Source organism: Paenibacillus elgii NBRC 100335 (assembly GCF_004000865.1).
Taxonomy (GTDB): Bacteria; Bacillota; Bacilli; order Paenibacillales; family NBRC-103111; genus Paenibacillus_G; species Paenibacillus_G elgii.
This window is the reverse complement of record NZ_BIMB01000043.1, coordinates 1-15,760: the sequence shown is the minus strand read 5'-3', so window position 1 is coordinate 15,760 and position 15,760 is coordinate 1. Positions and strand designations below refer to the sequence as shown.

14 protein-coding genes are annotated in these 15,760 nt (G+C 52.8%); all 14 read right to left on the bottom strand.

Features of this window, described 5'->3' with window-relative positions; translation table 11 throughout:
* Positions 1-4: 4 nt before the first annotated feature.
* A complete protein-coding gene (gene cysS, locus PEL01S_RS25205; protein WP_063187718.1) occupies positions 5-1,402 on the bottom strand; it encodes a cysteine--tRNA ligase in 1,398 nt (465 codons plus the stop codon).
* Positions 1,392-2,042 carry a serine O-acetyltransferase gene (gene cysE / locus PEL01S_RS25200; RefSeq protein WP_063187770.1) on the bottom strand — a complete coding sequence of 217 codons (651 nt, stop codon included), beginning with the start codon at positions 2,040-2,042 and terminating at the stop codon, positions 1,392-1,394. The genes cysS and cysE overlap by 11 nt, the downstream gene beginning before the upstream one ends.
* Positions 2,043-2,475: 433 nt before the next feature.
* On the bottom strand, positions 2,476-3,927 hold the full coding sequence (gene gltX / locus PEL01S_RS25195) for a glutamate--tRNA ligase (protein ID WP_063187717.1): 1,452 nt from the start codon (positions 3,925-3,927) through the stop codon (positions 2,476-2,478).
* A gap of 73 nt (positions 3,928-4,000) precedes the next feature.
* Positions 4,001-4,486, bottom strand: coding sequence for a 2-C-methyl-D-erythritol 2,4-cyclodiphosphate synthase (gene ispF / locus PEL01S_RS25190; RefSeq protein ID WP_063187715.1), 486 nt, complete (start codon positions 4,484-4,486; stop codon positions 4,001-4,003).
* Positions 4,483-5,190 carry a 2-C-methyl-D-erythritol 4-phosphate cytidylyltransferase gene (gene ispD / locus PEL01S_RS25185; protein ID WP_082867237.1) on the bottom strand — a complete coding sequence of 236 codons (708 nt, stop codon included), beginning with the start codon at positions 5,188-5,190 and terminating at the stop codon, positions 4,483-4,485. Before ispD ends, ispF begins: the two co-directional genes overlap by 4 nt.
* Before the next feature lie 85 nt (positions 5,191-5,275).
* The gene (locus PEL01S_RS25180) at positions 5,276-6,373 is read right to left on the bottom strand and encodes a PIN/TRAM domain-containing protein (RefSeq protein WP_010498913.1); all 1,098 of its coding nucleotides are present in this window, start codon (positions 6,371-6,373) and stop codon (positions 5,276-5,278) included.
* Positions 6,374-6,538: 165 nt separating this feature from the next.
* Positions 6,539-7,273, bottom strand: coding sequence for a CDP-diacylglycerol--serine O-phosphatidyltransferase (gene pssA / locus PEL01S_RS25175; protein WP_010498914.1), 735 nt, complete (start codon positions 7,271-7,273; stop codon positions 6,539-6,541).
* Positions 7,274-7,347: 74 nt separating this feature from the next.
* A complete protein-coding gene (gene disA, locus PEL01S_RS25170) occupies positions 7,348-8,427 on the bottom strand; it encodes a DNA integrity scanning diadenylate cyclase DisA (protein ID WP_255320160.1) in 1,080 nt (359 codons plus the stop codon).
* 192 nt (positions 8,428-8,619) lie between these two features.
* Entirely contained in the window at positions 8,620-9,987 is a 1,368-nt protein-coding gene (radA, locus tag PEL01S_RS25165; RefSeq protein WP_063187713.1) for a DNA repair protein RadA, read from the bottom strand.
* 180 nt (positions 9,988-10,167) lie between these two features.
* Complete coding sequence (gene clpC, locus PEL01S_RS25160; protein WP_127462204.1) at positions 10,168-12,612, bottom strand: ATP-dependent protease ATP-binding subunit ClpC; 2,445 nt, start codon at positions 12,610-12,612, stop codon at positions 10,168-10,170.
* 61 nt (positions 12,613-12,673) lie between these two features.
* Positions 12,674-13,741 (bottom strand): protein-arginine kinase McsB, encoded by a 1,068-nt coding sequence (gene mcsB, locus PEL01S_RS25155; protein WP_063187710.1) that lies wholly within the window; start codon positions 13,739-13,741, stop codon positions 12,674-12,676.
* A gap of 25 nt (positions 13,742-13,766) precedes the next feature.
* Entirely contained in the window at positions 13,767-14,285 is a 519-nt protein-coding gene (gene mcsA / locus PEL01S_RS25150) for a protein-arginine kinase activator protein McsA (protein ID WP_127462203.1), read from the bottom strand.
* 46 nt (positions 14,286-14,331) lie between these two features.
* A complete protein-coding gene (locus PEL01S_RS25145) occupies positions 14,332-14,793 on the bottom strand; it encodes a CtsR family transcriptional regulator (RefSeq protein WP_063187707.1) in 462 nt (153 codons plus the stop codon).
* Positions 14,794-15,186: 393 nt separating this feature from the next.
* On the bottom strand, positions 15,187-15,591 hold the full coding sequence (locus PEL01S_RS25140) for a lectin (RefSeq protein WP_108534892.1): 405 nt from the start codon (positions 15,589-15,591) through the stop codon (positions 15,187-15,189).
* Positions 15,592-15,760 lie beyond the last annotated feature (169 nt).

Sequence of the window (15,760 nt, the reverse complement as noted above, 5' to 3'; positions counted from 1 at the left end):
CGCTCTAGCTCCGCCGCCAACGAATGCCTTGGGCCGTATCCTCAAGCACGATGCCGCGCTCGGTCAACAGATTACGGATTTCGTCGGCACGCGCCCAATTTTTCGCTTTGCGGGCTTCCGTCCGCTCGACGATCAATTGTTCGATTTCTTCATCCAGCAGGTCCTCGGCTTCAGGTGCTAGTATGCCCAGCACTTGATCCATCGCTTCAAACTGCTTCAGCAGCAGCTCCAAGGTGGGTGCCGTCACTTGCTCGCGGTTGATGTACGGATTCGCCGCATTGACAAGCTCGAATACTGCCGTGATTGCGTCCGGCGTATTGAAATCATCGTTCATCTTGCTTTCGAACTGCTGCTGAGCGTTACGCACCGCCGCCGCGATTTCAGGATCGACTTCCCCTGCTTCCGCCGTCTTGAGACGGTGCTTCAGCGCGGAAAGGCAGTTCTCAATCCGGGCCAAGCTTCCTCTCGCCTGCTCCACAGCTTCGTCGCTGAAATTGAGCGGATTGCGGTAGTGACCTGACAACATGAAATACCGGATCACCTCGCCCGGAATCGACTTCAGCAGCTCATGTACATTGATTCCATTGCCGAGCGATTTCGACATCTTCTCATCATTGACGTTCACGAATCCGTTATGCATCCAGTAGTTCGTCATCCGCTGTCCCGTCAAGCCTTCGGATTGGGCAATTTCGCATTCATGGTGCGGGAAGGTCAGGTCCAGTCCGCCTCCGTGAATGTCGATGGAATCGCCCAAATATTTGCGGATCATCGCCGAGCATTCGATGTGCCAGCCCGGACGGCCTTCGCCCCACGGACTTGACCAGCTGATTTCGCCCGGCTTCGCCGCCTTCCAGAGCACGAAATCTTGCGGGCTTTCCTTCCGCTCATCGACATCTACGCGAATGCCGTATTGCAGCTCTTCCAAGTTTTGGTGGGACAACTTACCGTACTCCGGAAATTTGGCCGTCCGGAAGAAGACGTCCCCGCCCGCCTCGTAGGCATAATCCTTCTCCACCAGTCCGGAGATGAAATCGATGATCTCGGTCATGTTCTGGGTGACGCGCGGATGAAGCGTTGCTTCCCGCACCCCCAGCCCTTTGGTATCTTCGTAATATTTTTGCACGAACAGGTCGGCAACCTCCGGCACGGTTACGCCCATTTCGGCCGCTTTTTTAATCAGCTTGTCGTCCACATCCGTAAAGTTGACGGCATACGTCACTTCGTAGCCGACCGATTCCAAATAACGTCGCACGACGTCGAAAAAGATGACCGGACGCGCGTTTCCAATGTGAATGTAGCCGTACACGGTGGGACCGCAGACGTACATTTTCACTTTACCCGGCTCCAGAGGCTTGAACTCTTCTTTTGTCCGAGTCAACGTATTATAAATCTTAAGACTCATGTTTCACGGCTCCTCCAATTCTGGTCTTTTCTTTATGAGCCTCAACCTTCAGCTCGTCGATTTGCTGCTGCATTTGGCGAATCATATCGAGAACAGGGTCCGAAAGCTTATCATGCTCCAGCCGTCCGACGCGCACGCCGTCCCGCTTGACGATTTTTCCCGGGATTCCGACGACGGTGCTGTTGGCCGGAACTTCGCTTAATACGACAGAGTTCGACCCGATCCGCGAGTTAGCCCCGACCGTGAAGGACCCGAGCACCTTCGCCCCGGCCGAGATGACCACGTTGTTACCGATGGTCGGATGCCGCTTCCCCCGCTCCTTGCCGGTGCCCCCGAGCGTTACGCCGTGATAGAGCAGCACGTCGTCGCCGATCTCGCACGTTTCTCCAATGACGACGCCCATGCCATGGTCGATGAAGAAACGCCTCCCGATCTCAGCGCCGGGATGAATTTCGATCCCGGTCATAAAGCGGCTCGCTTGCGAAATGATGCGCGCGACGGTGAACCAGCTTTTTTTATAAAACCAGTGCGCCACGCGATGCGCCCAGAGGGCGTGCAGACCGGAATAGGTGAACACGACCTCAAACCAGCTTCTCGCCGCCGGATCGTTCTCAAAGATCGTTTCGATGTCTTCTTTCATTCTGGCAAACACGTATCATCCCCCCGTTCCTGTGCGACGCCTTCGTCTACTCTACGCATCACGCAAAAAAACGCCTTCCACAGCCGTTCCGGCTGCAGAGGCGTCTTCTTTCGCGGTTCCACTCTGCTTGGATAAACGTACAAGGGGCAGCACATGGCCCGACGTCTATCCGTCTCAATCGTTCGTATCGTGAACGTCACGGTAAAGACTACCCTGCCGCTGCACCGGAGCGCTCGCGTCAGATCGTCTTTACGGCTCCCGGGTGCACTTCCGCAAAAGGGGAATTGGACGACTCGCAGCCGGTTCGTTGCCGAACCGATCGTCCTCTCTGGGAATCCCGACACTTTTCCGTACTTTCCCGTTCGTCGCCGTAGATGTATGTTATCGATGGTTGATCTTATTTTTTTCTAAGTATATAAGAAAACCGTAGGTATTACAATAACTTCTTAATGCGTGCGGATACCGTTTCTTTTCCCAGCAAATGCAGCGCCATGTTCAGGTCGGGCCCGTGCATTTGTCCCGTCAGGGCTACGCGGATCGTCATGAACAGCTGCTTTCCTTTATAGCCGGTCTCCGTCTGCACCGCCTTGATCATCGCTTTCAGCGCATCCACGGTAAACTCGGCTGCGGCCTCAACCTGCTTCAAGAAGCTGCCAAGGACGACCGGCGCATGCTCTTCGGCAAGCATCGCTTTGGCCTCGTCGTCGTAGTTGACGTCCTCACGGAAGAACAACTCGGACAACGTCACGATTTCCGCGGCGTAGCGCAGCTGCTCCTGATAGAGCCCGACGAGCTCGTGAGCCCACTGCTCCTGCTCGGGACTGAGCGTCTCCGGCAGCTTCCCTGCTTTCTGCAAATGAGGCAGCGCCAGCTTTGTAATCCGCGCGGTATCGGCTTTTTTAATATATACATTATTCATCCAATTGAGCTTATCCATGTCGAATACGGCCGGACTTTTGGACACCCGGTCCAGATCGAACTGCTCGATCAGCTCTTCTCTGGTGAAAATTTCTTCCTCGCCTTTAGGCGACCAGCCGAGCAGAGCGATAAAGTTCATGACCGCTTCCGGCAAATACCCGAGCTCTTTGTACTGCTCGATGAATTGGATGATGGACTCGTCCCGCTTGCTCATCTTCTTGCGGTCCGGGTTCAAAATAAGCGCCAAGTGAGCAAACTCCGGCACAGGCAGCCCAAGCGCCTCGTACATCATAATTTGCCGCGGCGTATTGGTCAGATGCTCTTCGCCACGGATAACCAACGAAATTTTCATCAGATGGTCGTCCAAAATAACGGCAAAATTATACGTCGGAATCCCGTCCGGACGCACGATGATAAAGTCGCCGATCCCATTGCTCTCAAATTCGACATGCTCGCGGATGCGGTCCTCGAAGGCGATTACCCGGTTCTCCGGTACGCGAAAACGAATCGACGGCTTGCGGCCCTCGGCCACAAACGCTTCGACTTGCTCCGGCGTCAAATGACGGCATCTGCCGGAGTACATCGGCATCTGTCCTGCCGCTTCCTGCTCTCCGCGTTCCTTCTCCAGATCCGCCTCCGAGCAGTAGCAACGGTACGCAGCGCCGCTCTCCAGCAGCTGATCGACAAACGGCTGATACAAGTGCAGCCGCTCCGTTTGCCGGTACGGCCCGTACGGTCCGCCGATGTCCACGCTCTCGTCCCAATCCACGCCGAGCCACTTGAGACCGTTAAGCTGGCTGTCGACGCCCGATTCCACATGTCTCGTCTGATCCGTATCCTCGAAACGGACAACGAATTTCCCGCTCTGCTTGCGGGCAATCAAATAATCGAACAATGCCGTCCGTGCTCCGCCGATGTGCAAATGTCCCGTCGGACTCGGCGCGTATCTTACGCGAAACTCTGCCATAATGCCCTCTCCTCCCGTACTCCCGGGCCAACCGCTCGCCGGAAGCCATTTCGATCCGTAAAAAGATTATTTGTTATGATAGCACATCTTTCACAAGACAAACAACCGCCTGTGCGGCAATTCCTTCGCCCCGCCCGGTGAAGCCGAGCTGCTCTGTCGTCGTCGCTTTCACATTAATCTGCGACGGCTCCGCTTCAAGCGCGGTTGCGATCCGCTCGATCATTGCGGGAATGTACGGCGCCATCTTCGGCTTCTGCGCGATGATCGTGCAGTCCGCATTGCCCAGACGGTATCCCGCTTGCTTGGCGCTCTCCCATACCTGCACAAGCAGCTTATAGCTGTCCGCATCCTTATACGCGGCATCCGTGTCGGGAAAATGCTTTCCGATATCCCCAAGCCCCAGTGCGCCAAGAATCGCATCGGTCAGCGCGTGCAGCAGCACGTCCGCGTCGGAATGCCCGAGCAGCCCTTTTTCAAAAGGAATGTCCACGCCGCCGATAATGCACTTGCGTCCTTCCACCAGTTGATGCACGTCGAACCCTTGCCCCACTCGTATCATGACTCTCGCTCTCCCCTGACATGTCGAATGATCCACTCGGCCCAAGGCAAGTCCTCGGGCGTCGTGATTTTGATATTGTAATAGTCGGCTTCGACGACGGCGACCCGTACGCCGAGCCGCTCGACCAGCATGGCGTCGTCCGTCCCGACGAAGCCTTCCTCCCGTGCCCGCTCGTGCGCTTCGCGCAGCAAAGAAAAACGAAAAGCCTGCGGGGTCTGAATCGCCCACAAGCTGCGTCGGTCCGGAGTCGCTTGGATCAACCCTTCGCCGTCCACGATTTTAATCGTATCTTTTACGGGTACGGCCAGAACAGCCGCTTCTGTCTCTATCGCTTTATCCAGGCATGCCGCGATATGCTCCCGGGCGGCAAACGGCCGGACGCCGTCGTGTACCATCACCCAACGGACGGTGCCATCTAAGGCCAACAGCCCTTGGTACACGGAGTCTTGACGTTCCTTCCCCCCGGGAATGACTCGCTTCACCTTTCTTAGCCCGTAAGCCTCGATATAGCCCTGACACCGCTCTACATCGTCCGCCCCCGTAACCAACACCACGTCGCTCACGGCTTCGAGCCGATCAAACAGTTCCAGCGTATGTACCAGAATCGGTTTGCCGTCCAGCAGCAAATATTGCTTGCTTTCTTGCGTCCGCATACGTGAGCCTCGGCCCGCCGCTACGATTACGACCCCCAGTTTATCCGTCAACTTGTCCACCTGCCACTATGGTTCGGCACCGAATGAAGCAAACCCGTTTGCCTTATTCTAAGCGCATCTCTCTTATCATACCGTGTTAGAGCGCTTTTTCCAATAGCTTCGGCTTGGCAAATATCATTCGACCGGCTGACGTTTGAAGAACGCTCGTCACCAGCACATCGAGCGTCATGCCGATAAAGTCCCGGCCGCCTTCCACGACAATCATCGTGCCGTCATCCAAATAGGCGACGCCCTGCCCGTGCTCCTTGCCGTCCTTGATGACTTGCACCAAGATTTCCTCTCCGGGCAGTACGACCGGCTTCACCGCATTCGCCAGATCGTTGATGTTCAGCACCGATACGCCCTGCAGCTCGCATACTTTGTTGAGATTGAAATCGTTCGTAATTACTTTCCCCTGCAAAGCTTTGGCCAGACGCACCAGCTTGCTGTCTACCTCGGAAATTTCTTCAAAATCCCCTTCGTAGATCAGCACTTTGACATCAAGCTCCTTCTGGATTTTGTTCAAAATATCCAGCCCCCGACGGCCGCGGTTGCGCTTGAGCAAGTCCGACGAATCGGCAATATGCTGCAGCTCCTCCAGCACAAATTCGGGAATGACGAGGGTTCCCTCAATAAATCCGGTTTTGCAAATATCCGCAATCCGCCCGTCGATAATTACGCTCGTATCGAGAATTTTATGCTCCTCGAACCCTTTGGGCTCCCCGGACGCTCCCTTCCCGCGATCCGAACGTCGTGCATCCAGCACGGTGAACAGCTCCTCCTGCTTCACTGCGCCAAGCCGATAGCCCGCGTACGAAAATGCCGCGATCAGCAGCATATGCAGCAGGGGGCTGAATACGCCTGCCTGGCTGAACGGATGGAGCAGCACCGACGAAAAGAGCAAGCCGACGACCATTCCGATCGAGCCCGCGAGCAGATCGGTCACCGGTACGTTGGCAATGCGTTCCTCTCCCCGCTGCACCACTTTCAGCAAATACGTTAATGCCCAAGAACTGATCGAGTAGAAGAGCAGCGCGCCGGCCCCCAGCATCCAGAGGGCTTGTCCTTGAATTTCTTCCCGTCCCAAAACCGATGCTATGAATTCAAAACATGGTTTCCCTACCGTATCAGTCCACCGTACACCAAGCGCACCGCCGATAACTGCAAACAGAAGCTGGAACCATTTTTTCATCATAGACTTTCACCTCCATAAAAATAACAAATTCTGCCTTCCGTTACAATTATGAACCAAATTACTCCAGCCTAATCGTATCAGTTGAAGAAAATGAAAAAAAGCATTCATTTTCCTTGCGGAAAACAAATGCTTTTCATTTTCATAGCCTAGTGCAGTTATGCGGTTTTAGAGGCTCGTTGTTTTGGACTCCGGCTCTTCTACGGACGGACGTTTTCTTCGTTTCCAGAAGAACAGCCGATCAACGTTTTTTTTTAAGCCGTACAGCGCGTAAAGAAGCAGCGGTACGAAGATGAGCTTGGACAACAGCCCCGGATACATGACAGCCAGTACAACGGCAGCCACGACGACAACGGGCGTAATCCAGATGGCGGCTTTCGGGATGCCGACCTTTTTGAAGTTCGGGTATTTGACGGTGCTGACCATCAAGTAGGACAACAGAAGCGTCGACAAGACGAGTACGACGGTGTTCAATTCTTTATGGAACAGCGCGAGCGTACACAATACGCCGCCGGCTGCAGGAATCGGCAAGCCGATAAAATATCCCGGTGTCCCGGCAACGACATTGAAGCGGGCCAGACGAAGCGCGCCGCAGATCGGGAAGATCGCTGTGACGATCCAGGCTGCCGCTGCATTCATCTCGGTGAAAGCCACCACGTACATGATGAACGCCGGTGCTACACCGAACGAGATGACATCGGACAGCGAGTCCAGCTCTTTGCCGAATTCGCTCTGCGCATTGAGCGCACGGGCAACGCGCCCGTCCAATCCATCCAGAAGCATTGCGACGATGACCATGATCGCGGCAAGCTCGGGCTTACTATTAAACACGGAAATAATTGCAATAATACCTAAGAACAAGTTCCCAATCGTAAACAAGTTCGGAAGGGATTTTGTTATCATTGTTTAGTCCACCTCTGGTTTTACTGTGCCCTAATATCGTAATAATATTTGGCTATCCTCTGATTGTATGCAACTTAAATATGTCTGTCAATGAGCACCTGATCTTGGATCCTCTTTAATCCTTCTTTAATCGTACGTGCGCGCACTTCCCCGATGCCGTCCACTTCATCCAATTCTTCAATCGTCGCCATCATTAGATGCGGGAGCTGACAAAACCGTTCCACCAAATTATGTATAATGACGGAAGGAAGACGCGGTATTTTGTTCAGTACCCGGTAACCTCTCGGCGAGATCGTCTCCTCCGCGCTGCCAGGCGTAGGCGGGTAGCCAAGCGCCCGTGCAATGTGCGAATGATCGAGCATCTCGTCGGTCGAATGCTTCTTGAGCGTCGCTTGGACTTCTTTTACCTTCTCTTCGGACAGTTCTTTGACGTAATCCTTAATCAGCAGGTAAGCCTCATTCTCGGTGTTGCCAACCAATTCCTCCAACTGCATGCTGATCAACCGGCCTTCGTTGCCGAGCTCGTTAATGTAACGCTTGATCTCTGCTTTAATACGTAAAACCATCTCAATACGTTGCATGACACCGGTCACATCGTGCAAAGTGACCAGCTCCTCAAATTCGGAAGCACCCAGATTGGTCATATCCTGGTCCAATACAGACTTGTATTTCTCCAGCGTTTGAATCGCCTGATTCGCTTTCGTCAAAATGACGCCGATATCTTTCAACGAATAGCGCAAGCTGCCTTGATACAAGGTAATGACATTGCGCCGCTGCGAGATGGACACCACAAGCTTGGAGGTCTGCTTCGCGACGCGTTCCGCCGTCCGGTGCCGAATGCCCGTTTCGGTAGACGTAATCGAAGAGTCCGGAATCAGCTGCGTATTCGCATACAGGATACGCTTCAAATCCTCACTGAGGATGATCGCGCCGTCCATTTTGGCCAGCTCATATAAGTAGTTCGGGGAAAAGTCGCAGTTGATCGAAAAGCCGCCGTCTACAATCTCCATCACTTCCGGGCTGTAGCCGACGACGATTAAGCCGCCCGTTTTGGCGCGCAGCACGTTCTCCAGCCCTTCCCGGAACGGCGTGCCTGGCGCAACGAGCTGCAGCAGCTGGCTCATGACGTCGCGTTTTGCTTCTTCCTTGCTCAATGGTGTCCCTCCTGACGAATTTTTTGAAGCAAAGGGAGGTTGATTGCGCAGCAGGGAGAACTGCCTCCGGCCGCTCTTGAACTCGGAAAGTTCGAATTATAATTTAAGGTAGCTTTCCGAGTTCAAAGGCGGCACGTAAACTCTCCGGCAGTTCCCCTGCGCTCCATCAAAACCTTTGATTCAAAAAATATATTATACTAAAGCAGCCGATAGCGCCTCGGCTACGGTGTTGACGCCGATAATTTGAATGCCTGCCGGGGGCGTCCAGCCTTTCAGGCTTTTTTGCGGGAGAATGACGCGGCGAAAGCCGAGCTTCTCCGCTTCCCGCACCCGCTGGTCGACACGCGAGACGCCGCGCACCTCGCCCGTTAAGCCGACTTCACCGAAGACGACGTCGAACGGCTGCGTCGGCTGTTCGCGGAAGCTTGAGGCGATGCTGACTGCAACCGCAAGATCGACGGCTGGCTCATCCAGCTTCACGCCGCCCGCAACGTTAAGGTAAGCGTCCTGGTTTTGCAAAAACATGCCCATCCGCTTCTCCAGCACCGCGATAATGAGGGATAGTCGATTATGGTCGAAACCGGTCGCCATCCGCCGAGGAGATGGAAAGTTCGTGGACGAGACGAGAGCTTGAAGCTCTACGAGGACCGGACGTGTTCCCTCCATGCTGGCGACGACAGTCGAGCCGGCGACACCCAGCGGGCGCTCGGACAAAAACAGCTCCGATGGGTTGTTGACCTCGACCAGGCCGCTTTCCCGCATCTCGAAAATCCCGATTTCGTTGGTCGAACCGAACCGATTTTTAACGGCGCGAAGCACCCGGTACGAATGATGCCGCTCCCCTTCGAAATAAAGTACGCAATCGACCATATGTTCGAGTAATCGCGGTCCTGCAATGGCGCCCTCTTTAGTAACATGACCAACGAGGACGGTTGCGATTCCTTTCATTTTGGCAATCCGCATAAAATGCCCCGTGCATTCCCGCACCTGAGAAACCGAACCGGGAGCGGAAGCTACGGCGCCGTGGTATACCGTTTGGATCGAGTCGATGACGATGAAATCCGGTTCGATCTCGTCAATCGCCGCCTCGATATGCTCCACATTCGTTTCGCACAGCACGAACAACTGTGGGGAAACGGCTTGCAGCCGGTCTGCCCTCAGCTTCGTCTGGCGGACGGATTCCTCTCCGGAAATGTACAGCACCTTCAAGTCCAGCTGCGTCAGCAAATGCGACGTTTGCAGAAGCAGCGTCGACTTCCCGATTCCCGGGTCCCCGCCGACCAGAATCAAGGAGCCAGGCACGATGCCGCCACCAAGCACGCGGTTCAACTCCCGATTATCCGTCACGATCCGCTCTTCTTGACTGCTTTCTATGTTTATGATAGAAACCGCTTTTTCTTTCTTGTTCAAAAAATTTGTGTGCAGCCCTTTGCTCTTAACAACGGTCTCCACTTCTTCCACAAATGTATTCCAGGCTTCGCAGCCCGGACATTTGCCGAGCCATTTCGGCGATTCGTAGCCGCATGACTGGCAGAAAAACTTTGTTTTTGTTTTCGCCATCATTTAACCTGCTTTCTGATCCCAACTCAAAGTTTACCATTTTGACCCTGTCTTGAAAACCCTTGCCGCCGCTGAAAAGAAAAAAAGCTTTAACAGTAAAGAAAAAAAAGCATCCCTCCGGCCCAACTTGCAGCCGTGGAATGCTTATTGAAGGAGCCTGCGCTCCTAAACCTTTTTGACTTAAGCCTGCGTACCGACGCCTTGGTTACGGTGAACGATCAGTTCGCCGTCCTTCTCATCGATCGTAAGCGAGTCGCCTTTGGAAATGTTGCCGCGCAGCAATTCTTCGGACAACCGGTCTTCGATGTGCTTCTGAATCGCTCTGCGCAGCGGTCTCGCACCGAAGGTCGGATCGTAGCCTTCTTTGGCCAGGAACGCTTTGGCCGAATCGGTCAGGAAGAATTCGACTTCCTGCTCTTTCAACCGTTTGCGAAGCTCTTCGGCCATCAACGTCACGATTTCGGCGATATGCTGCTCTTCCAAGGAGTGGAACACGATAATCTCGTCGATCCGGTTCAAGAACTCCGGACGGAAGCTTTTCTTCAGCTCGCCCATTACTTTTTCTTTCATATTGTTATAGTCTTTGCCTGCATCATGCGCGGCGGTGAAGCCGAGCGTCGAGTTTCTCTTGATCGTGTCGGCCCCGACGTTCGATGTCATGATGATCAGCGTATTTCGGAAATCGACCGTACGGCCTTTGGAATCCGTCAGGCGGCCGTCTTCAAGTACCTGCAGCAAAATGTTGAATACTTCAGGATGCGCTTTTTCGATTTCGTCCAGCAGGACAACGGAATACGGCTTGCGGCGTACTTTTTCGGTCAATTGACCGCCTTCTTCGTATCCGACGTATCCCGGAGGCGCTCCGACCAAACGAGACGTAGAATGCTTCTCCATGTACTCCGACATATCGATCCGAATGACGGCATTTTCGTCACCGAAGAGAGACTCGGCAAGCGCACGGGCCAGCTCGGTTTTCCCGACACCGGTCGGACCAAGGAAGATGAACGAGCCCATCGGTCGTTTCGGATCTTTCAGACCCGCTCTCGCCCGGCGAATTGCGCGGCTGACCGCCTTGACCGCTTCGTCTTGGCCGATAACCCGGTTATGCAGGATGGATTCCATTTTCAGAAGGCGCTGAGTTTCTTCCTCGGCCAGCTTCACGACAGGAATCCCGGTCCAGCTTGCTACGACCTGAGCAATATCGTCCGGCGTCACTTCGGAATCGGTGCGTCCTTGCTTCTCTTTCCATTCGTTTTTCGTCGAATCGAGCTCTTCGCGCAGCTTCTGCTCCGTATCACGCAGCGATGCCGCTTTCTCGAATTCCTGACTTTGCACGGCAGCGTCTTTTTCCTTGCGGATGTCTTCAAGATGGCTTTCCAGCTTTTTCAGATCCGGCGGTACCGTATACGAACGGAGCCTTACTTTGGAGCTAGCTTCGTCGATCAAGTCGATCGCTTTATCCGGAAGGAACCGGTCTGTAATATAACGGTCGGACAGCTTCACGGCTTGCTCGATAGCTTCGTCCGTAATTTTCACGCGGTGATGCGCTTCATAGCGGTCACGCAGTCCATGCAAAATCTGAATCGCTTCTTCCGGCGACGGTTGGTCGACCGTAATCGGCTGGAAGCGTCTTTCCAGCGCTGCGTCCTTTTCGATATATTTGCGGTACTCGTCAAGCGTCGTAGCCCCGATGCACTGGAGCTCCCCGCGAGCCAGAGCCGGCTTCAAAATATTCGAAGCGTCGATCGCGCCTTCCGCCCCGCCAGCACCGATCAGCGTATGCAGCTCGTCAATGAACAGGACGATATTTCCGGCTTGCCGGATTTCATCCATAATTTTTTTCAAGCGGTCTTCGAATTCGCCGCGGTATTTCGTACCGGCGACGACCGAGCCCATATCCAAGGTCATGACGCGCTTATCGCGCAACGTTTCCGGAATTTCGTTTGCGACGATTTTTTGCGCCAACCCTTCGGCAATCGCCGTCTTACCTACGCCGGGCTCCCCAATGAGAACCGGATTGTTTTTCGTACGGCGGCTGAGCACTTGAATCACGCGCTCAATCTCTTTGCTGCGGCCGATGACCGGGTCCAGGTTGCCTTCCTTGGCATAAGCCGTCAGGTCGCGAGCCAGACCGTCCAACGTCGGTGTATTCACATTCGTCGGGTTACCATGGTTAGGCGAGACCACCTCGCTGCTGCCAAGCAGTTGAAGTACTTGCTGACGGGCCTTGTTCAGGCTCACGCCCAAATTGTTCAATACGCGTGCAGCAACGCCCTCGCCTTCACGAATCAAGCCGAGCAGAATGTGCTCCGTTCCGACGTACGTGTGTCCCAGCTTGCGGGCTTCGTCCATCGACAGCTCGATTACTTTTTTCGCCCGAGGCGTGTATGCGATATTCGATGGCTGCTCTTGTCCCCGTCCGATCAGCGATTCGACTTCGTCTTGAATTTTCTCAAGACCGAGTCCGAGCGCAATGAGCGCCTTCGCGGCAATGCCTTCGCCTTCACGAATCAGACCGAGCAGAATGTGCTCTGTTCCGATATTGTTGTGTCCCAAACGAACTGCTTCCTCCTGCGCCAAGGACAATACCTTTTGCGCGCGTTCCGTAAATCTGCCAAACATCATGTGTAACACCTCCAAAGATTGGTATAGCGTATGCTTATTATGCGGTTTCGTATGTTGACGGCTAGCCCGTTTCCGCAATTTTTTCCCGGATGAGCTGTGCCCGTCTAATGTCTCTTTCTTCAGGTGTCAGCTTTTCTCCTGCCGTCTGCTGTAAAAAACCGGGCTGGGTCATCACCAAAAGCTCGTTGAGCACTTGCGGAGAGACGTTTTTGATGAACCCGAGATCAATCCCGAGCCTCACGTCCGACAGCCGCTGCGCCGCTTCTTTGGAATCCATAATCGCCGCATACGACAAAACGCCGTAAGAGCGGCTGACCCGGTCCAAAATTTTAGCTCTTGTCTCATAGATTAGCTTCTGTCTGGCCGCTCGTTCGTGCTCGATAATTTGCCGTACGACGCTGTACAGGTTATCGATAATTTCCTCTTCGGATTGTCCCAGCGTAATCTGGTTCGAAATCTGAAACAGGTTGCCGAGCGCTTCGCTGCCTTCGCCATACAACCCCCGCACGGCCAGCCCAACTTGGGTAATAGCCGATAATATGCGGTTAATCTGCTGCGTCAGAACTAGCGCAGGAAGATGGATCATCACCGAAGCGCGAATCCCCGTGCCCACGTTCGTAGGACAGCTCGTCATGTACCCGTGTTTTTCATCAAAAGCATAATTCAAATGCGTTTCGAAAATATCGTCGATCTGGTTGGCCAGATCCCAAGCTTCTTTAATCTGAAAACCAGGACACAAGCACTGAATCCGAAGATGGTCTTCTTCATTGACCATAATGCTAACGGACTCGTTGTCACTGAGAATGACGGCTCCGTTGCGCGATTCGTTAGCCAGTGCCGGGCTAATCAGATGCTTTTCGACCAGCACCCGTCTCTCCAGTTCATTCAATTCGGAAAGCGGCACCATCGAAAACCGGCTGATCGTCTCCAGATCTTCGTTATGAACGACTTGGGCTACCTGCTCCAGCACTTCCTTCGATTGCTGGTTCGTGGCCAACATAGGGAAGGGGTACGCCTGCATATTTCGCGCGATGCGTATGCGGCTGCTGATGACGATATCCGAATCCGGCCCTTCCCCCTTCATCCAATCGCTAAGCGCATTCTCTGTAAAACGGCTTGCTTCCGTCATAAGCACTCCTCCTTACCTCACCCGTTTAGCCTTCGGCAACCTTTTTTTCAAGCTCGCGGATTTGATCCCGCAGACGGGCTGCTTCTTCGAATTCCTCGTTATCGATACGGATCAGCAATTCTTTTTTCAACTGATCAATTTCACGCTTATGTTTAATTAACCCGCCGGATCGCTTGGGAACCTTGCCGGTATGAACAATATTGCCATGGACGCGTTTGAACAGCGGGTCCAGCTTCTCCCCAAAATGCTTATAGCACTCGCTGCAGCCGAAACGGCCGATTTTGCTGAACTGCGTATACGTTAGTCCGCAATGCTCGCAGCGGCTGGGCTGTACTTTGTTCGCGAGCGTACTGTGCGCCGACGGTTCGAAATCAAGCAGTCCGCTGAGCAGATTATGAATGGAGAACCCATTGGCCGTCCCCGGGATAAGCTCCCCTTTTTCTCTGGCGCACGATTCGCAAATGTGAAACTCCGTCTTCTCGCCATTCAAAATTTTCGTAAAATGAAGCGTTGCTTGCTTCTTGCCACATTCCTGACAAATCATCTGGGTCCCTCCTTTAATCTTGCCCTGGGACGGCAGGATACGAATATCATTTGCTTAGCAAAGAAATCAACATCGCTTTCAATATTCTTGCCCTGATTTCATCCCTTAGAGGCAGCTTCAAGATCAGAACCTCCCGGGTAATGGCTCCTTTCATCAATGCCGCTTCCCGCGAAGTGATGAAGCCCCCTTCTTCCAGCTGATACAGCAGTCCCTCGGATGCAAGCTGATCCATGTGCGTACCGATAGTTTGGAAAATATGGTCCATCACCGCGCCATGCGATTGCAGCTCGATTCTTTGAATTCGAATGTAACCGCCGCCGCCCCGCTTGCTCTCGACAATGTACCCTTTTTCCAATGTAAAACGGGTACTAATGACGTAATTGATTTGCGAGGGAACGCAGTTGAATTGATCGGCCAGCTCATTACGTTGGATCTCGATCACACCGTCGGGGCTCTGCTGCAAAGTCTGCTTCAGATATTGCTCAATAATTTCTGAAACATTGCGCATCTATTCGACCTCCCGCGACAGAAGTTAAACCATACTTAAAGTGAAGAAAGCCAAGACTATCCAATTCAAGTCTTGCTGCAAATCATTGACTTTGACTTTCTTTGACTTTAACTACATTATAGCAGATTTGCGTAAGATTGCAACACCCGGACCTTTTTGCGTATTACAACTTATGTTGAATTATTCAGCTGATTTACAGTCCTTTTTTTAAGTATTAACATAAAACCATCCGCTTATTATGAGTGCAGGATTTTAACTTCGCTCAAAACGAGAGGGTGAGAATATTGGCGCTGTGTAAATCACCTCTTACACAAAAAGAGCCGCTTACGCAGCTCTCCGGAATCAAATCATAAAGATAGTATATTATGCAAAAATATGTATAGCGCGGAGATGTTAGTTTGTTCCTGTACTCCAGATAGCTAGACGCCCAATGTAGATCACCACATTCCCATCGTCTTGAACAAACAAAGAAGAGCCCGGGTAGCCGTGCGTGTTCGAACTCCATAAAACACCTGAATACCCGTATAGCACCAGGTTTCCGTCAGATTGCATAACAAGCTCCTTTGCAGCAAGTCCATTCGTCTTAGAATCCCAAAGCGCTTTTCCACGACCATACAGCACCAGATTTCCGTCATCTTGCAAAATTAACGTATACTGTCCATTGTTTGATTGAAGCCACTGTCCCTTTGCTAAGGATTGACCTTCTGAAAGAAAGTTCTGACCGGCAGCAGCAAAACTGGGGACACTAAACAAAAACAGCATGCACACAACCGACAACAAGACAAACATCTTTCTCATAAACTATCAACCTCTTTTCCTAAAATATAGTAATAACAATCAAATAATACCATTAATATACTTTATTGTAAATATGATGCTTAGCTTTTTTCTTCACATGGATAAACATCCTTCTTTTGAGAGAAAAGGACCGTGCAGATCATCTAGGATCGCTCCAGGAGTCAATACA